Source organism: Peribacillus acanthi (assembly GCF_003073175.1).
Classification (GTDB): domain Bacteria; phylum Bacillota; class Bacilli; order Bacillales; family DSM-1321; genus Bacillus_BN; species Bacillus_BN acanthi.
Map to the genome: position 1 here is coordinate 119,843 of NZ_QBBX01000002.1, position 18,574 is coordinate 138,416.

The 18,574-nt window shown below is 37.9% G+C and carries 19 protein-coding genes, 2 pseudogenes and 1 other annotated feature; of the genes and pseudogenes, 19 read left to right on the forward strand and 2 right to left on the reverse strand.

Features of this window, described 5'->3' with window-relative positions; translation table 11 throughout:
* The 16 genes and pseudogenes from DBX25_RS02310 to DBX25_RS21095 form a co-directional block, all read left to right on the forward strand.
* Nucleotides 1-1,003: NAD(P)/FAD-dependent oxidoreductase (locus tag DBX25_RS02310; protein WP_205685167.1), on the forward strand; the 1,003-nt coding region annotated here is incomplete at its 5' end.
* A gap of 54 nt (nt 1,004-1,057) precedes the next feature.
* Nucleotides 1,058-1,339: a (2Fe-2S)-binding protein gene (locus tag DBX25_RS02315; protein ID WP_108669164.1), complete on the forward strand. Its 282-nt coding sequence runs from the start codon at nt 1,058-1,060 to the stop codon at nt 1,337-1,339.
* Nucleotides 1,336-1,620, forward strand: a complete 285-nt coding sequence (locus tag DBX25_RS02320) for a (2Fe-2S)-binding protein (RefSeq protein ID WP_108669165.1) — start codon at nt 1,336-1,338, stop codon at nt 1,618-1,620. Before DBX25_RS02315 ends, DBX25_RS02320 begins: the two co-directional genes overlap by 4 nt.
* Before the next feature lie 41 nt (nt 1,621-1,661).
* Entirely contained in the window at nt 1,662-2,888 is a 1,227-nt protein-coding gene (locus tag DBX25_RS02325; protein ID WP_108669166.1) for an NAD(P)/FAD-dependent oxidoreductase, read from the forward strand.
* A gap of 115 nt (nt 2,889-3,003) precedes the next feature.
* Complete coding sequence (locus DBX25_RS02330) at nt 3,004-3,351, forward strand: DUF3870 domain-containing protein (RefSeq protein ID WP_240620121.1); 348 nt, start codon at nt 3,004-3,006, stop codon at nt 3,349-3,351.
* A gap of 293 nt (nt 3,352-3,644) precedes the next feature.
* Nucleotides 3,645-4,307 carry a CoA transferase subunit A gene (locus tag DBX25_RS02335; RefSeq protein ID WP_108669167.1) on the forward strand — a complete coding sequence of 221 codons (663 nt, stop codon included), beginning with the start codon at nt 3,645-3,647 and terminating at the stop codon, nt 4,305-4,307.
* Nucleotides 4,304-4,978, forward strand: coding sequence for a 3-oxoacid CoA-transferase subunit B (locus tag DBX25_RS02340; protein ID WP_108669168.1), 675 nt, complete (start codon nt 4,304-4,306; stop codon nt 4,976-4,978). Before DBX25_RS02335 ends, DBX25_RS02340 begins: the two co-directional genes overlap by 4 nt.
* Nucleotides 4,978-6,174 carry a thiolase family protein gene (locus DBX25_RS02345; RefSeq protein WP_108669169.1) on the forward strand — a complete coding sequence of 399 codons (1,197 nt, stop codon included), beginning with the start codon at nt 4,978-4,980 and terminating at the stop codon, nt 6,172-6,174. Before DBX25_RS02340 ends, DBX25_RS02345 begins: the two co-directional genes overlap by 1 nt.
* A complete protein-coding gene (locus DBX25_RS02350) occupies nt 6,159-7,547 on the forward strand; it encodes an aminotransferase family protein (protein ID WP_108669170.1) in 1,389 nt (462 codons plus the stop codon). Before DBX25_RS02345 ends, DBX25_RS02350 begins: the two co-directional genes overlap by 16 nt.
* Entirely contained in the window at nt 7,531-8,817 is a 1,287-nt protein-coding gene (locus DBX25_RS02355; RefSeq protein ID WP_108669171.1) for an aspartate aminotransferase family protein, read from the forward strand. The genes DBX25_RS02350 and DBX25_RS02355 overlap by 17 nt, the downstream gene beginning before the upstream one ends.
* A 13-nt stretch (nt 8,818-8,830) precedes the next feature.
* Nucleotides 8,831-10,279 (forward strand): aldehyde dehydrogenase family protein, encoded by a 1,449-nt coding sequence (locus tag DBX25_RS02360; RefSeq protein ID WP_108669172.1) that lies wholly within the window; start codon nt 8,831-8,833, stop codon nt 10,277-10,279.
* A gap of 77 nt (nt 10,280-10,356) precedes the next feature.
* Nucleotides 10,357-11,877 carry a M81 family metallopeptidase gene (locus tag DBX25_RS02365; protein ID WP_108669173.1) on the forward strand — a complete coding sequence of 507 codons (1,521 nt, stop codon included), beginning with the start codon at nt 10,357-10,359 and terminating at the stop codon, nt 11,875-11,877.
* Complete coding sequence (locus DBX25_RS02370) at nt 11,861-12,340, forward strand: GNAT family N-acetyltransferase (RefSeq protein WP_240620122.1); 480 nt, start codon at nt 11,861-11,863, stop codon at nt 12,338-12,340. Before DBX25_RS02365 ends, DBX25_RS02370 begins: the two co-directional genes overlap by 17 nt.
* 188 nt (nt 12,341-12,528) lie before the next feature.
* Nucleotides 12,529-12,864 (forward strand): hypothetical protein, encoded by a 336-nt coding sequence (locus DBX25_RS02375; RefSeq protein WP_157950853.1) that lies wholly within the window; start codon nt 12,529-12,531, stop codon nt 12,862-12,864.
* 945 nt (nt 12,865-13,809) lie between these two features.
* Nucleotides 13,810-14,286, forward strand: coding sequence for a CarD family transcriptional regulator (locus tag DBX25_RS02380; protein ID WP_108669175.1), 477 nt, complete (start codon nt 13,810-13,812; stop codon nt 14,284-14,286).
* Between the two features lie 520 nt (nt 14,287-14,806).
* Nucleotides 14,807-14,911, forward strand: a pseudogene (locus DBX25_RS21095) (cold shock domain-containing protein); the annotation flags it as partial.
* 295 nt (nt 14,912-15,206) lie between these two features.
* Here the strand turns inward: DBX25_RS21095 and DBX25_RS02390 are convergent.
* Both DBX25_RS02390 and DBX25_RS02395 read right to left on the reverse strand, forming a co-directional pair.
* The gene (locus DBX25_RS02390) at nt 15,207-15,407 is read right to left on the reverse strand and encodes a cold-shock protein (RefSeq protein ID WP_108669176.1); all 201 of its coding nucleotides are present in this window, start codon (nt 15,405-15,407) and stop codon (nt 15,207-15,209) included.
* 177 nt (nt 15,408-15,584) lie between these two features.
* Nucleotides 15,585-15,809 carry a hypothetical protein gene (locus tag DBX25_RS02395; RefSeq protein ID WP_108669177.1) on the reverse strand — a complete coding sequence of 75 codons (225 nt, stop codon included), beginning with the start codon at nt 15,807-15,809 and terminating at the stop codon, nt 15,585-15,587.
* 531 nt (nt 15,810-16,340) lie between these two features.
* Here DBX25_RS02395 and DBX25_RS02405 point away from each other — a divergent pair.
* The 3 genes and pseudogenes from DBX25_RS02405 to trpS all read left to right on the forward strand — a co-directional run.
* Nucleotides 16,341-16,607: pseudogene (locus DBX25_RS02405) on the forward strand (DinB family protein); the annotation flags it as partial.
* A gap of 92 nt (nt 16,608-16,699) precedes the next feature.
* Nucleotides 16,700-16,972: a DUF1292 domain-containing protein gene (locus tag DBX25_RS02410; RefSeq protein ID WP_108669180.1), complete on the forward strand. Its 273-nt coding sequence runs from the start codon at nt 16,700-16,702 to the stop codon at nt 16,970-16,972.
* 166 nt (nt 16,973-17,138) lie between these two features.
* Nucleotides 17,139-17,391 (forward strand) — a binding site (T-box leader).
* A 122-nt stretch (nt 17,392-17,513) separates the two neighbouring features.
* Nucleotides 17,514-18,503: a tryptophan--tRNA ligase gene (gene trpS, locus DBX25_RS02415; RefSeq protein WP_108669181.1), complete on the forward strand. Its 990-nt coding sequence runs from the start codon at nt 17,514-17,516 to the stop codon at nt 18,501-18,503.
* Nucleotides 18,504-18,574: the final 71 nt, after the last annotated feature.

An 18,574-nucleotide genomic window follows, 5' to 3' on the forward strand; every position in this document is an offset into this window, starting at 1 on the left:
TTCTGGGAGGAATGGGGGAGGGGTACTTACATTAGGTAGGGAGCTTTCCGAAATCCCATTTGCCCGTCTGGCATCCGAAATTTGGAGTAATCTTGAAAAAGATGGGATTGATACTAAATATGTTGCGTCCGGCCATGTCATGGTCGCGAGAAATAGATATGAAAGAGAAAAACTCTTGGTTGCTAGAGAACTATATGTAACTGCCGGATTGAATGTGAAGGAGTTAACCCCTCAAACTATAACTAAATTTCTTCCTGATCTATATCCAGAAGTAAAAATGGGTTTGTTCAGCGAATGTGACGCCCAAAGCTATCCTTTTACGACAATAACCAGTCTAATAAAGTTCCTAAAAGAAAATAGTGCTACCTTAGTTAATTATTGTGAAGTATTGGGGTTTAACCTCACAAACGGCTCCATAGATTATGTCATCACTGACCAAGGAAATATTCAATCTGATGCTTATCTTATATGTGCTGGTCCATGGACGACTGAAATATGCAAAGCGTTACATGAACAAGTCCTAATAAAACCAAGGCGCTCGCAAATTCTAGTAACTGATTTTATGGGAACAAGAAGAATTCATCCGTTTGTTACTGGAAATTCATTATATTTACGTCAAACGCACGCAGGAAATGTAATCTTTGGTGGTGGAGGACCTTGGGAAACCACTGGATATGATGTTTCTAATACAAGTTTTGCTATTGAATTTTTGACAAGTAGATTATTGGAATTGTTTCCAAATTTCCGCAATAAACAATTAATTCGTGCTTTTGCAGGTACAGTCGAACTAACGGAGGACCATCTTCCTTACTTCGGTAGAATAAAAAGCGTGGATAATGCATTTGTATCTGCTGGGTATAACGGACATGGTTATGGTATGTCTGCCATCATGGGGAAAATCATGGCCCATAGCCTCAGTTATTACTTTGAAGGGATTAAAAATCCTATTCAAGAGTCAATTTTGTCTCAGTTTTCTGTAGAACGGTTCAATACAAACAAATGAAAGGGCTTATATTGTAGTTAACGCTGTGTACCTTTTCATAGTTGAAGGCAGGGTATGATTATGTATAATCGCTCTATTATGATTTGTCGTTGTGAAGAGATATTTCTTGATGAAATTGAACAAGTAATTTTAGAAGGGGCAACCACAACCCAAGAGCTTAAAATGGCAACTCGTGCTGGCATGGGAATATGCCAAGGACGGATATGTAGGTCATCTCTGGAAGCATTAGTACCACCTAAAATGAAAGATATACTGCATGCCCCTAGTCACCTTACCATTCATCTACCAGTTCGGCCGGTCTCCCTATCAAAGCTTGTGGGGAGGGAACTTAGATGAGAATACAGCATCCACTGTTAATGCCTCGCTCTGCAATTAAAATCTCATTTACTTTTAATGGTGTGTCCTATGAAGGGAGAGAAGGAGATTCGGTAGCAGTCGCGTTATGGGCGAATGGAATAAAAGCATTACGCAAAAGCGAAAAAAATGCTGAACCAAGAGGAATGTATTGTGGAATAGGACAATGTTATGAGTGCAGGATTTATCAATCAGAGTTAGGTCTAGTCAAAGCATGCACGACACTAATCAGAGAAGGTGAGCATTACTATTCCTGTTTATAGATAAAAAAGATTTTGTTTTGCTTTTAAAAAGGGGGAGGAGAATGAAGGTCGATGTGGTGATAGTAGGGGGAGGGCCTGCAGGGTTATCAGCTGCAATTGAGATAGGTAAGAGAGGTGGCAAGGTAGCTTTAGTCGACGACCACCCTAAGTTAGGTGGTAAATTGCTAGGTCAGCTGCATCAGGATGGAAGGAAAACCATATGGTGGAAAGGAAACGAAATAGCACAATCCCTTGAGCGGCAAGCACTTGATGCTAACGTAAAATTCCTAATTGGAAAACAGGTATGGGGTCTGGAACATGGATGGAAAGTACACGTATCAGATCTTGTATTGGGGGAAGAAGGATTGGTAATCGATTCAGATGCTGTATTGCTGGCAACTGGAGCGGTTGAAAAACCGATTCCCCTCCCTGGTTGGACCTTGCCAGGAGTTATTTCAATCGGTGCTGCACAAGTGATGACTAATGTCTATCAAGTCTTGCCTGGAAAAAATGTCCTTATTGTAGGAATCGATATGCTCTCATTATCAATTGCTCAATCAATGAAGATAGCAGGAGCAAAAATACAAGGTATATACATGCTGCCTTCATCTCCATTCTCCAATGGGGCTACACCCCTATCCCAACTAGAATCATTAAAGCATATGACAGATTATGCTCCTTCATGTTTTATCAGACTATCTGGTAAACTGTTACAGAAAAAAATGGGACAAAAGATTGCAGCTAAATTATATCCACGAACTGGTGTGAAAATGTGGGGGATTCCCATTCATTTAAGGAAAACTCTGCTTTCAATCAACGGTGATCAACAAGTTAATAGTGTAACCGTTACAACAATTGATATTGATGGAAATCCTACTGGAAGTCTTAGGAACATCGAAGTAGATGCAGTTTGTATATCAGGTGGTTTAAGTCCCTTGTATGAGCTGGCTGCAAATGCGGGCTGTAAATTTGTTAAGCTGGAAGGTTTGTCTGGCACTGTTCCATTACATAACCGTGAGTTGCAAACCACAATACCTAAGCTATTTGTTGCTGGAAATATCACAGGGATTGAAGGTGCAAAGGTAGCGATGGCACAGGGGAAATTGGCAGGACAATCGATATGCAAAACAATAGGTATAGGCAAAATCTATGAGTCTGATATCGAGGATAGTATCGCTTACGTGGATGAACTTAGAAAACTATCCGATATTCAGTTTCATCCTAATGTTGCAGACGCACGACAACAATTAGAAAAGCATTGGCAACAATGGAAACTAGTAAATTTATAGTTATACAAACAAAGATGCATGCATGAAAAGGATAACTTTTCATATAATGACATAAAGAATATTAATTAATATATTACTACTAAATATTTCGGAAATTAAAAAGTGGTACGGTTTTGTGGGGGGAATTCCTATTCATACACTAGATACTGTAATTGTCACTGGTTATGCAAAAGCTCCACAGGGAACTTCAATGTATGAGTTATACAAACACGCAGGGATAGTCCTAGAAGTCAATCATCAGACACATAGAATCGTAAAAGCTGATTTTACTTTTGTGACAGGTTTAACGAAAGACTTTTTTGAAAGAATTTTGATTGGTTATTGTCTAAATGAGGGACTGGATCCATTAATCCAGACCATTAAGCAACATTATTTTGCACCATCGCAACAGGCAATCATTGTCGCATTGCAATCGGCAGTACAAAGATATTGGGACTCAACAAATAATAAAATAAAGGATTAGTTTTAATAAAGTGAGAGATTTTCCTCTCTCATGGTCTTATTAAAGCTGAGTGGATTGGAAAGGCAACGAAATTCTTATGAATTCTGATGCTGATTATAATTCTGCTCAGCTTTTTTCTGTGTAAAAGGGGCATATCAATACAATAGTAAGAAATGGGTGAATGTTTCACATAAAGGTTTATTCTACAGCAATAGCAATCACATCATTTTCTCATTCTAAAAACATTGAGTGTGAATAAAAATAAAAATTTTTTACGTAAACATGGAGAATTCAGTGATAACGGAGGAAATCGGATGAAAAAGCTAATATCGCCTCAAGTAGCAGCTTCTTTGATAACAGATGGAAGCCGAATTATGGTAGGAGGGTTTGGATTAGTCGGCAGTCCTTTAACATTGATTCACTCTTTATTTTTGTCAGGAGTGAAAGATTTAGAGATTATAAGCAACAACCTTGGGGAGCCTGGCAGGGGCTTAGGTGTACTCGTTAGGAACAAAAGGGTGAAGAAAGGAATTGGTTCATATTTCACTTCAAATCCAGATGTTGTAAAAGCCTATCAAATGGGCGAATTGGATATCGAATTAATTCCACAGGGAACGTTATCTGAAGCCATTCGCGCAGGAGGAGCTGGACTTGGAGGGTTTTATACTCCTGTTGGAGTGGGAACATTAATTGCCTCTGGTAAGGAAGAAAAGGTTATAGAGAATAAGAGGTATATATTACAGCCATCTTTAAAAGCTGATTTTGCCCTTATTAAAGCACATAAAGCGGATACTCAAGGTAACCTCGTCTATACGAAATCAGCACGGAATTTTAATCCGAACATGGCTACTGCAGCAAAAATTGTCATAGCCGAAGTGGATGAAATTGTAGAGGTGGGAGAGCTGTCCCCAGAAGAAATAGTCACACCACACTTATTTGTAGACTATGTTGTAAAAAAGGAGGTTGAAATGCCATGAGCCATAAGGATTTTATTGCAAAAAAGGCAGCCCAGGCTCTAAATGATGGAGATATTGTAAACCTTGGGATTGGTATTCCAACCTTAGTGGCGGATTACTTGCCAGATGGAATTACTGTATTTCTGCATTCAGAAAACGGGATTTTGGGCGTAGGACCTTCACCTACACCAGAACAAGTTGATAAGAATTTAGTGAACGCTGGAAAACTGCCTGTAACGGTCGAAATAGGTTCGTCGTTTTTTGATAGTGCTTCTTCTTTTGCCATGATACGAGGTGGTCATGTAGACGTTTCTATACTTGGTGTTCTTCAAGTGGACGAAAAAGGAAGAGTGGCGAATTGGGCAGTACCTGGAAAAAGTGTTCTTGGAGTAGGGGGGGCAATGGATCTCTTAGAAGGGTCGAAAAAAGTGATTGTCACAACCCTTCATACAACAAAAGAAGGTGAGTCCAAAATTGTAAAAACATTACAATATCCAACTACCTCAGAAAGACCGGTAGATTTAATTATCACGGAACTTGCCGTGTTTGAAGTTGATGAAACAGGACTCACATTAATAGAAACAGCACCAGGCATATCCATCGACCAAGTACAAAAGAATACGGAAGCAAATTTCATCATCTCAGAAAAACTGAAATCAGATGTAGTCAAAGACAGGATGGTGAAGGATTGATGGTCGTTATTGTAAGTGCATTAAGGACAGCGATTGGAAAGTATGGAGGATCATTGTCGACTTTGCTACCAGAAGACTTATTATCCGTGGTCATGAATAATAATCTATCTTCAATCGGCTATGATTCTTCCATTATAGATGAAGTCATAATCGGCCAAACAAAACAAAGTGCTGAGACACCTAATATCGCTAGAGTCGCTGCCTTAAAAGCTGGTTTTTCCGAAGAAGTGATAGGGCATACCATTCAGAAACAATGTGGATCTGGATTACAGGCCGTAATTAATGGTGCTATGTCAATTATGACAGGTACATCGGATGTAGTTTTGGCTGGTGGTGTAGAAAGCATGTCTCAAGCTCCATATTATTTTGTAGGAAACCGACAAGGAATCAAACCTGGAAATCTGACATTACTAGATTCAAATATTCGAAGTCAACCATGCTCCCAACCCCAAAACATATACGGATCATTTACCATGGGAGAAACGGCAGAGTGGTTAGCAGAAAAATACGAAATCACGAGAGAAGAACAGGACCGATTCGCTCTAGATAGCCAACACAAAGCATGGAGGGCAATAGAAGCCGACCGTTTTACAGATGAAATTGTTCCAATCAGTTTGTCAATGGGGAAAAGTGAAATCGGATTATTTGCCGTTGATGAACATCCAAGAAGGACCTCCTTAGTGAAGTTAGCAAAACTTGATCCGGCTTTTAAAAGAGAAGGGTCAGTGACAGCAGGGAATTCGTCAGGACGAAATGATGGAGCTGCTGTCCTTATGTTAATGAGTGAAGAAAAAGCAATTAGTCTTGGATTGAATCCTTTAGCGTATATTAAATCGTGGGCAACTAGTGGAGTGTCTCCTAAAGAAATGGGAATCGGACCTGTTCCTGCTAGTAACAAGGCATTGGAAAAAGCAGGGTTAACGATTCATGATATGGATTTAATAGAGTTGAACGAAGCCTTTGCAGCTCAAGCATTAGCTTGCTTGAAACAATGGCCAGGAATCGACAGGAAAAAAGTAAATGTCAATGGTGGTGCTATTGCCTTAGGACACCCGTTAGGATGTTCAGGAGCAAGGATACTAGTGACACTCCTCCACGAGCTGCAAAAAACCAAATTATCGTACGGACTAGCAACATTGTGTGTAGCAGGAGGCCAAGGAATCTCAATGGTGGTGGAACGATGGAAAAAGAGTTAATAGAAGATTATGTATTTCATAGGGATTTTACTAAACAATACCCGATTATTACACACGGACAAGGAATCTACCTTTATGCAGAGGATGGCAAAAGATATATCGATGCATGCTCAGGGGCGGTAGCCGCTAATTTAGGCCATGGAGTAGAAGAAATCGCTAATGCAATGGCTCAACAAGCAAAGAAAGCCGCCTTTGTGCATACTATGAGGTTTGAAACCGATGTACTGTTCGAGCTTGCAGAAAAAATTGCTAAACTATCACCTTCTTCTATGAATAAAGTCTATTTTACAAGTGGAGGATCAGAAGCCAATGAAAGTGCCTTGAAGCTTGCAAGACAGTTTCACAAAGATGCTGGAAGGTCTGAGAAGCACATTGTCATTGGAAGATGGCAATCTTACCATGGCAATACATACGGATCCCTTTCAGCTGGAGGTGATATAAAGCGGAGACATATGTATACTCCGAACTTATTGAACTTCAGCCACATACATTCTCCTAATTGTAAAAGATGTCCTTACCAGCGCGAATTGGCTGAATGTGAGTCAAAGAAAAACTGGTCATGTGTGAGTAATCTTGAAATCCTAATCCTTGAGTTAGGACCTGAATCTATCTCTGCTTTCATTGCTGAACCAATAGTAGGTAGTCAGCTTGGTGCAGTCAGTCCTCCAAGCGCCTATTTTAAAGAAGTTAGAAAAATATGTGACAAGTACAACATCCTTTTAATAGTGGATGAAGTCATGACAGGCTTTGGTCGGACTGGAAAAGACTTTGGAATTCAACACTTTGGGATTACCCCTGACATCATTACTTTTGGTAAAGGAGTGTCAGCAGGGTATGCACCATTAGCAGGTATGATTGTACATGACCGAGTCATCGAAGGATTGATGCACAACAGTAAAGGAAAATTCGTGCATGGTTACACTTATAGTGGCCATCCCGTTTCCGTTGCTGCTGGGTTATCGGTATTAAAAATTTATGAAAGAGATTTGATCCTGACCAATGTGCAAGAAACTGGTCATTATTTAAAGCAAAAACTTCTAGATTTAAAAAAGATTTGCCCGATCATCTTTGATATTCGTGGAGAAGGTCTTCTTATGGGGATTGAATTAGCTATTGATGGCGAGAAAGGAACAGCCTTCCCAAGTAAAATCCAAGCTTCTGAGCGTATCAATACTATTGCTATGAATCTCGGTGCCGTTTTTTATCCTGGAAGTGGTTCTATCAATGGACATGAGGGAGACCATTTTTTAATTGCACCACCATTAAATGTCACAAAAGCAGAAATAGACGAAATCGTCGGAATCCTAGAAAAGTCGTTACAAATCTTTATTAAGGAAATAAAGGAGGCAAATTCGTATGAAACTGCAAAATAAAGCATCTGAAATCCAAGATAAGGCTAGAAAGCACTTATCACCAGTTATGACTCGGGTAACGGAATTGGTTATTGAAAAGGCGAAAGGAGCTAGATTTTGGACTGCAGATGGAGATGAATATATTGACTTTGTTTCTGGTGTGGCAGTTAATGCTGTCGGCCACGCTAATGACGTCATGGTCGATGCAATCAAGGATCAAGCTGAGTCTTTCATTCATTTTGGTTTGAATTATGGCTATTACGCATCAGCCGCTAATCTTGCAGAGAAACTAGCAAATATCACTCCTGGAAATCTTGATACAGTGTTTTTCTCTAATTCTGGAGGGGAAGCAATTGACGGTGCCATTAAACTTGCTCGGGCAGCCACTGGAAGACCAGGTATTATCGCTTTTGAAGGCTCCTTCCATGGTAGGACACTAGGGGCAACTGCGATTACTGCCTCCAGTTCCAAATATCGAAAATACTACGAACCTATCTTAGGAGAAGTGTATCATGCTCCATACCCTTATCCGACACAACTAAAAGGTGTAAAGGAAGATGAAGTAACATCTTATTGTTTACACCAACTACAAAAAATCTTTGATTTACGTATTGATCCTTCTCGAGTGGCAGCAGTGGTAATCGAGCCTGTCATGGGTGAAGGAGGTTATTTTCCTGCCCCAACTGAATTTTTACAAGAACTGAGAAAAATCACCGCACAACATGGGATTCTATTAATCTTTGATGAAGTTCAAACTGGTTTTGGTCGAACTGGAAAAATGTTTGCTGCAGAGCATTCGGGTGTCTGCCCAGACATTATGGTATTGGCAAAGGCTTTATCTGGAGGTATGCCTCTAGGGGCCATTGTAGCAAGTAGAGAAATTCACGAAAAATGGCCAGTTGGTGGTCATGGCTCTACATTTGGCGGAAACCCAATATCATGCGCAGCTGCCCTAGCAAACATTAAAGTCATAGAAGCTGACCAATTGGTTGACCGAAGTAGAGATTTAGGTGGAAAAATTGTAAATCGTTTAAGAGAATCTTTAAAAGGGTTGCCTGAAATCAAAGATATTCGTGGTTTAGGAATGATGATTGGAATTGAATTTCATGGAGATATTGCCGGCCATGCTGTCCCTGCCATTAAACAAAAATGTTTGGAAAATAAACTTTTGATTATGAACTGTGGTGTACAAGGTCAAACCATCCGTTTGATGCTCCCACTTAATATTAGTGAAGGTGATTTAGATCAAGGCTTAACCATATTAGAAAAAGCTGTAAAAGATACGCTATAGAGGAGGGTTAAAGTTGATTCATCAAGCTACGAAAAATGGTTTATATATTAACGGATCTTGGACGCAAGATGAGAATCAAGAATTCTTTGAGAGTACGAACCCTGCAACTGGCCAAGTGGAAGGATATTGTGCATTTGCCACTCCATTTCAAGTAAATCAAGGAGTAGAAAGTGCGAAAAATGCATTTAGAGCATGGAAAAACACACCCCTCCCTGAGAGAGCCATTTTCCTATGGAAAGCCGCACAGCTTTTCGAAGAGAAAAAAGAACATTTAGCGAAAACAATGACAAAGGAAATGGGTAAAGTCTTAGCTGAGTCCCTTGGTGAAGTAGGCGTTGTAATCGAAACCTGCAAGTACATGGCTGGAGAAGGACGAAGGCTATTTGGTGAAACGGTTTCTTCTGGTGCGACCAATCGGCATATTATGATGGTTCGTGAACCAGTTGGAGTAGTCGCTTGCATCACGCCATGGAATTTCCCAGTAGCTCTGGCAGGTTATAAAATCCTCGCGGCATTAATTAGCGGAAATACGGTCGTGTGGAAACCTGCATCTGAAGTAGCTTTATCCGCCCAAATTTTCACAGAAGTTTTTCATGAAGTTGGCCTTCCTAAAGGAGTATTGAATCTCATCACAGGTGCTGGAAGTAAAGTCGGCGCTCAACTGGCAGAGCATAGCGATGTTAAAGTCATCTCTTTTACAGGTTCTACTGAAGTAGGAATAAAATTATCTGAAACGGCAGCAAAAACTTTGAAGAGAGTCTCGTTGGAGCTTGGTGGGAAAAACGCTGCCATCGTCTTAAAGGATGCAGATTTAAACCTAGCAGCTGAAGCGATTGTTAAAGCTGCTTTCACGACCACAGGTCAAAGGTGCACAGCTGCAAGTCGTGTAATTGTTGAGGCATCAGTAAAAGATGAATTATTGAGCAAGGTGGTAGCCATTACCCAAAAATTGAAGGCAGGTAACGGACTGGAATCAGGAGTAGATATTGGTCCTCTAACAAATAAAAATCAGCTTGAAACAGTCGAGAAATATGTTTCTTTTGCCGTTCAAAATGGTGCAGTGATTGAATGTGGCGGAAAGAGAATTCCTAGTGAACAAGGATATTTCTATGAGCCGACTGTTTTAAGCAATGTGAAAAACAGTGATCGAGTAGCACAGGAAGAAATCTTCGGACCAGTTTTAGCATTTATTGAGGTTAATAGTTTCGAAGAAGCCATCGAACTTAATAATGATACGGTTTATGGACTTTCAACATCATTGTTTACTAGCAGTCTTCACTATGCCAATCGTGGAGCTAAAGAGATTGAAAGCGGGCTCGTTTATATTAATAATGGAACTTCTAATGCAGAGTTAGGAGTCGCTTTTGGAGGTACAAAGCATTCTGGAAATGGTCATCGTGAGGTTTCTCATCATGCTTTCGATGTTATGACGGAGTGGAAGTCGATTTATACCACATATTAATTATTTTTACTGCTTAACGGAGGCCAGGTTCCCGGGTGTGGGCGCCTTACTTTTTTCTCTACAGAAGGAGGGGCCATATGAAAAAGTATAGAATTGGGATCGCATTTTTCTATCATGAATCCCATAGCTTTGCTCCTTTAAAAACAGATATCCAGGCATTTTACAATGAGGGATATTTCAAAGGGAACGAAATATTTACTGCTTATAGTGACACAAAAACTGAAGTCGGTGGCTTTTTGGACGTGCTAAACAAAGTGGACGAAGTAGAAATAGTCCCTTTATTATGTGCAGCAGCCATCCCGTCTGGAACAGTAACGAAAGAGGCTTACCTTCAAATTGAATCGGAAATGTTGACGGAAATCGCGAAGGCAGAAAAACTTGACGGTTTACTGATTGCCCTACATGGTGCAATGGTAGTCGAGGATATTTTCGATCCTGAGGAAAAGTTATTAAGGGAAGTTAGAAGACTAGTAGGAAACAAAATTCCCATCGCAACCACATTAGATATGCATGCGAATTTAAGTGCAGAAATGATTAAACACACTCCATATCACTTTGGGTTCAAAACCTATCCTCATGTTGATATGTACGATCAAGGGGGCAATGCAGCAAAAATCCTGCTGGAGCATTTACTAGATGGAAAACGCTATGAAGCTGCATTCATTAAACTCCCGATGATGCCACCATCTATAAACATGAGGACAGAAGAAGGCCCTATGCAAGTAATGATTGAAATGGCAACCAATGTGGAGGGCAAGAACGGAATCAAAAATGTATCGATCTTTGGAGGGTTTCCTTATTCTGATATTCCAATGGTGGGGGCTAGTGTTCTCGTTATAGCTAATGATAAAAAAAGTGCAAACGATACAGCTAAGAAGCTTTCGCAGAGGTATTGGGAAATTAGACAGAATTTTATTATGAATCTACCAACAGTTCATGAAGGAATGCAGATGGCCGTATCATTGAAAGAAACTAAACCCATAGTATTAGCTGATATTTCAGATAATCCTTTAAGTTGTGGTAGTGGAGATACAACCACATTATTGAAAGAGTTCATAAGAATAAATTATCCGAAAAGTCTATTTGGAGGCTTGACCGATCCAGACTCTATTGAAACATGCAGAAAAGCTGGCGTAAGCGCGTTGGTCGAATTAAATCTTGGTGGCAAGACTTCCCCAGAGTTTGGAGAATCCGTGTCAGTGGAGGCTAAAATTATTTCACTTTCGGATGGAATTTTCTTCAACAGTGGCCCATTTAATCAGAATTTACGCGTAGATGTTAAAGGTGCAGCTCATATTAAAGTAGGAGAATTGGACATTTTGTTGATTGGGAGACCTATGTCTGCCAATGATCCAGAAATGTTCCGACATATTGGCATCGAACCATCATCTTATACTATTCTTGGAATGAAGGTGAAAAATCATTTCAGGGCAGCTTTTGATCCTCTAATCAGTAAAGTCATTTATGTCGATGCACCAGGAGTTGCATCGAACGATTTAAGAAATTTTCCTTATAAATATATACCAGATGAGATTTGGCCGTTAAGAGATATTTCGTATGATGTGGATAAGGAGGCTTTAAATGATGACTGTCATTGATAAACCTTTCTATATTGAAGTTCCAAGTAAATTGACACCTGATGAGCAAAAAATGATGATGGAGCTTGAACAGGATGCTTTTCCTGGTACAGGAGCAGTCGATGAGCAAACGCTCGTCCCGATAGCACGATATGGCAAACTAATCCTTTATCGTCAACAAGACGATGATCGTCCTGTTGCAGTTTGTGAATGTATGAGAGATTACAATAATCCAGAAAAAGCGTACATTTTCGGATATTACGTAAGGTCGGATCATAAAGGCAAAGGTGTCGGCAAGAAATTTTTACGTGAAGTCTACTCGATATTAAAAAATGATGGATTCTCATTAGTTTGCTTGACTGTAAGCGTGAAGAACATTCCGGCTGTGAAGTTATATGAAAGAGAAGGCTTTGAGATTAAAGAAACGAGGTACTCCGAATTCGGTGCTGGTGAAGATCGATATTATATGGAGAGATTATTATAGGAGTGGCGGGCACCTCATTACTTTGTAAAATTAAAGTCTTTAATGTCACATATAATATTAAATTTAAGTACATCACTTATATATAGTGGTGTATTTTTTTTTATTGACCTGTTTCATAGTTAGGGAAATGGCAATTTCCAATAGGTTTTGGTTCCATAATGACCACTATAAATAGATTAGTTTAGAATTTGACATTTGTACTAGTGAAATTATTGGTTATCAAACGTAATAGGGCAAGAAAATGGGGAGAGGTTTTATTTTTCGAAGACTTTAATCCAACTTCACCATTTATAGTTACCCATTATGATTCCTTTATAAAAGTAGATAGTTGGTATCATTCACCTGAAGAAGTTGTACCATCTATTTGGTTAAAAGGATATCAGGTTCTTTACGACCCAAACAACATTGTAAGTAAGGTAATAAAGGAGTCTTTATATGAAATTTATAAACGCTCACCGGACGAAGTGGAGTTTTGGAGAGGAAAACTACTTGCTTTCATAAACGAAACCACCGTGCTGTCATGAGGGATGAAATATATATATTATGTTTTATCTAATATAGATAGAGTACGTTGGTTAGTTGTTTCTGGTTGGTATATGGAAATGGAGCAACATTTAGATAGCCCATACGGTGTTTGGTCAAAAATTGAGGGTAAATGAAGTAAATTAGATCATCAGCACTTATGTCTTTTGAAAAGTTGGGATTGTAGTCGTAATACTAATCAAATTATGAAAACACTGATCAGTATGGTTCCAGAGATTCTTAGACTTAATAAATACCTGAGTAAGCTAGTAAAAATAGAGGAAAATGAAAGCCATATCAAAAAAATAATAGAATTGGCTTACTAATAATATACAATTTAAGGGTAAGGTGTACTTTAAAGTGACACACCTCATTTTGTCCAATTAACGGCGGTGATCCAGAGGGATGATCGCTTTTAATATTGAATAAAGAAAATATGCTTCTATTGTATAAATGGGGAGGTTAATTTAATAAGACTAATAGTGTATTTTCATTAAGACGCCCGTTTTTTTGATTATAGGATAAGCCCAGTGAAAATAATAGGAAATAATGGATACTAAAGTCATCTCTGCATAAGCCATTGACGTCGTGGGTAAAGGAAATAACACAGTCCAGAGCAAAAAAGGGTAGAGGGTAGTGAATAAAGAGCTATTTAAGTTATTGACAAATATACTGAGAGACATTGATCGGATTAAATCAGATCTTATACAAACGATAACAATACGTAATGATGGAATCGATTTGCAGGCAACAGAAGAATCATTAAAAGGTTAGAACGCATTGCTCAAATCAACCTTCCTTTTATTGGTAATACGACAAGATTCCTATTGTTTTTGCTTTTTATGATTTTTAAAGAAAAAGATGTTGACGCCGAAGATTAATTTATGATATTATGAAAAATTTGATAAAAAATATTATATGTGTTAAGATTAAGAAGGTTACAATATATGGAGGTGGATTATTTGTTTGAAATTGGCGATAACATTGTTTATCCAATGCACGGAGCAGGTATAATTAAAGCCATAGAAGAAAAGGAAATATCAGGGAAAAAACAACAGTATTATGTTATAAATATGTTTATCGGGAATATGCAAGTCATGATTCCTACGGTTAAAATAGTAAGTTCAAGTATACGCCCTGTTACTGACATCATTGAATTAAAAAACATCATAAACATTTTTCATCATGGAGAATCCGATAAATTACTGCCGTGGAAACAAAGGTTTAAAGTGAACACGGACAAAATAAAAACGGGTAAAATACAAGAATGTTCTGAAGTTGTACGTGATTTAATGCGTATGAGGAAAGAAAAAGCACTTAATTCAAGCGAAAAGAAAATGTTAGATAACGCACATGGATATTTGATTAGTGAACTGGGATTGATTAAAGGGATTACTGACAATCAAATAAAAAGTTTCTGTTAAGGTTAATTTAAGACAATGTATTACATCTCCCGAATATTCCCTTGATTTTTTGGAATATGTTTATTAATAAAAGTAAATCTTTTCAAAGACATTCCCTTCTCCAACTCACCTTTAGAGCATTACCTCTTTTGTTATTTCTACAATCTTTCCTTTTTTTAAAAAAATTTCTTTTACGAACTTTTGAAGTTTCATCAAATAACTCGATAAAATAGTAACTTGATTTTTGGCAATACTGATTCGCACTGGCACGGACAAGGAGCCGTAAGGATGAAGGAGAGGTAGGGCTTTCATTGTTTTAGGTATACAATATATTATTTAAGTCATTATTTCTAGAAGAAAAAACAGTCAATCTCACCTCTATCTTTAAGAATTTTTTACATCTACTGAGATAGTGAATAGTAATTGTTTATCTTCTTTACGTAAAAGAGAAAAACAAATTGGTAACACCATATGGTCAACTACAAAAATGGTTCCAGACCTGGAAACCATTTTTTATTTTATTTACATAACAATAGTAAAGATTACTTGTGATGGTTTTAAATCCTTTGATGAAGGGCAACGCGTACAATTTGATATTCTAAAAGGACAACGTGGTTCTCAAGCAGAAAACGTTTCTAAAATTTAATTGTCCTCCTACCCCTTTGTAAATATGAACTCTGATGGGACCAAGCATAATCACCGCTTTGTACTTGAAAGTTGATAAGTTCAACTCAGATGTCCTCTTGGTTTTCTCCCGATAAAACTTCGCATATTGTCAACTTGAATGTAATACTGAAGTCAACCTTTTAAGTTTTAAAACATTTTACAGTACCTGTATCCACTCCTTACTTACTGGTTGAGTAGAGTTTTTTATTGAGATGATTTAGAAACACATAAACAAACAGGCTCTATAAATAGAACCTGTTATCATTTTATTTAGATTAAGCTGCTTGAACGTTAGTAGCTTGAGCTCCACGAGCACCTTGCACAATGTCAAATGTTACTTTTTGACCTTCATCTAAAGATTTGTAACCTTCACTTTGGATAGCAGAGAAATGAACGAATACATCGTCTCCAATTTCACGTTCGATGAATCCAAAACCTTTTTCTGAATTAAACCATTTAACTGTACCTTTTTCCATTGCTGTTGCCTCCTAGTGTGTAACCACAAAATGTGTTACTATCCCTGCCCAAAGTGATCACCAAGATGAAAAGTCCACACTTATGCTATCCTTTACACCGAACAGGAATACCATAGGGCAAGTTGGTTTAAGACCGAGTGCCATCATGTGTACCACCGAAAATAATAAAGCAGCCGATTATTCGGATGCATACTTCATTATTCCATGTAAATAAATTGAGTATTCTCGCTGTATTAACTCTCTCAATTTAATTTTCCCTTCGCTTTCTAATTCTTTAACCAATTCTTCAATCATATTTCCATCATCTTTTGTAGCCTTAGGAATCTCTATTGAAAACATGTTCCTTCGACTGGCATTGTGTAGGTTTTTTAATAATCCAACTTTATTTAATACATTCAGCATAATTCATTCCTCCTTGAATCTTTCGAGTAGGTGTTAAAAAAGCGTTAATCAGACATACTGACTAACGCTTTGCGAAGTAAAAAAATATCTTGTTGGATGTTGTTCCGAACGTGGTTATCGCAACAGTAATTAAGTTCAATTAGTAAACGTCCAAGTTCTTTAATAAATAGTTAGCATTCAGATTCACTTACCATAGCTTTATTCTCACTTACATAGGTTAAAACACTATGTCTACATAGACTATCACAGTCTTCATATATATACAATCGAGTTATCTAACTAAAATATTAAAAAGCTGGGGAAATACAAAAGCAAATTTGACATAGTACGTGGAATGTGTAAAGTATCTCTTTTTCATTCTTAAACTAAAACGGGGGGTTAGTTGAACAACAAAAAACTTTGTTGTTGTTGTAAAGGACGTCATTTCGCCCATTTTACCTTTCACTTTTGAAAATTCACTCTTCGCTTTTTGAAAAATCCAAAATTTACTCATTAATTTATTCATATATCAACACTTAGAATCCGAATACACCGACCATTAAACCGTATTATGAGGATCGTTGGGCAGAGCTCCCAGATTCAAAATTGCCAATTGAAATTTCTTTGGATTTACTCGAGTCTCTACATAAAAGATGGGTTTATGTTCTTCGAAATATTAGCCCAACAGAATTAAAGAAGACATTCCAACATCCTGAATCTGGTGAAATTACTCTGGAACAAAACATAGGTCTATATGACTGGCATTGTCGCCATCATATTGCGCATATTTCATCCTTACGTAAAAAGTTAAATTGGTAATAGAGTAAAATTTTTTATATTATTGGATTACTTTATATCAGTTTGGGAAGATATAAAGTATGATTATTCTTATATTGAGAGGAGAATGAGACATGGCAAAGATTGAAGTTGGAGAAATTTTTACAATTAGTGATGAAACCGAACAAGAAAATGAAGTGGAAGTTTTGGCAGCAGTAGAAATTGACGGTACAGAATATGTTGCTGTCAGCTTTGTAGAGGATTTACAAGAAGAAACAGAGGATGACATTGATATCTTCTTTTTGAAAGTAGATACTGATGGAGACTTTAGTGCAATTGAAAGCGATGAAGAGTTTGATAAAGTATCTGCCGCATTTGATGAAATGATGGACGAGGAAGAAGAATAAGATTTCTGAGAGAGCAATGAAAGATTGCTCTCTTTTTTATGGCACAATCAAAACTAGAATGAGTGGAAAAGTTAATGGAATTTATACTTTTTACCATGTTTTACGAAAAAATATAGTGACTTCTTTACAATATGGCAATATACTATGATTAATATAATCGAACGCACAAACGATGTTGATGAAGTGTAAGTACGTATCAAAATTGGGGTTCAGAGAGTCGGTGGTTGCTGTGAACCGATCCTCAACTGGTACGGAATGGGCTTCTGAATCGCTTCGCTGAATCAAAAAGTAGGCGTTGCCGGGGTTCTCTCTCCGTTATCAACGAGAGGAGTATCGAAAGGTTTTTCATCTTTCCGTACTTAAGAGTGAGTCGCAATAGCGATTAATTAAGGTGGTACCACGAGAACCTCGTCCTTTATTTTAGGACGGGGTTTTTTGTCTTTTTTTAAAGATTTTTTTAAGGAGGTGATGGTCATGGATGATTGCTGGTGGTTGAACTTGGATAACGGAATACAAACCCATTACATTAGGAGGATTTTTTATGAAGAACCGTATTTTAACAGGAGATCGAGTGACAGGCAAACTTCACCTTGGCCATTACGTGGGGAGTTTAAAGAATCGGGTGGAGCTGCAGCATCAATATGAGACTTATCTTTTACTTGCGGATGTCCAGGCATTAACTACACATTTTGAAAATCCAGAGCTTATCAAGGAAAATTTGCGTCAAGTAGCATTGGATTATTTAGCTGCGGGAATTGACCCTGAAAAATCCACCATTTTTGTCCAGTCCTTGATTCCAGAGATTGCTGAATTGACAGCTTATTATTCGATGTTTGTCACTGTGAATTCTCTTAAGCATAATCCTACAATAAAAGCGGAAGCACGGGCACGAGGGAATAGTGAGATGAATTATGGCTTCCTTGGGTATCCCATTAGTCAAACCGCAGATATCACATTCTGCAAAGCTACTTTGGTTCCAGTGGGGGAAGACCAAATTCCTCATATTGAACAAACAAGGAAAATTGTTCGCCGTTTCAATCAACTGTATAAACCTATATTAGTGGAACCAACCGCATTAGTAGGTGAAGTTCCTCGACTGGTAGGGTTAGATGGAAATAATAAGATGAGCAAAAGCATGGGAAATGCACTCGTTTTAGATTCAACTAAAGATGAAGTCAATGAAAAAATTAAAAAAGCTAAAACTGATCCATCCCGGATTCATAAGAATGACCCGGGCAATCCAGAAATTTGTCCTATTTATGCATATCATCAAGCATTCAATAAAGAGCAATCTAACGAGATCTTTGAAGGATGTAAAAAAGGACAAATTGGATGTATGGAATGCAAACAAAAAATTGCAGGATCTATCAATGATTTACTAGAACCGATGAGGGACAAAAGAAACCAGTATCAAAACAATCCAAAAAGAGTAGATGAGATCCTAATGTCAGGAACAGAACGAGCACGACAAATAGCAAAAGAAACTATGCTAGAGGTACGTGAAGCTATGGGTTTGAATTACTTTTCGTAATCAACCCAAAACATTAGTATAAGTTGAAGCATAAGGGAAGAGTATGATTGATTTAAAATTTATAGGGTAAT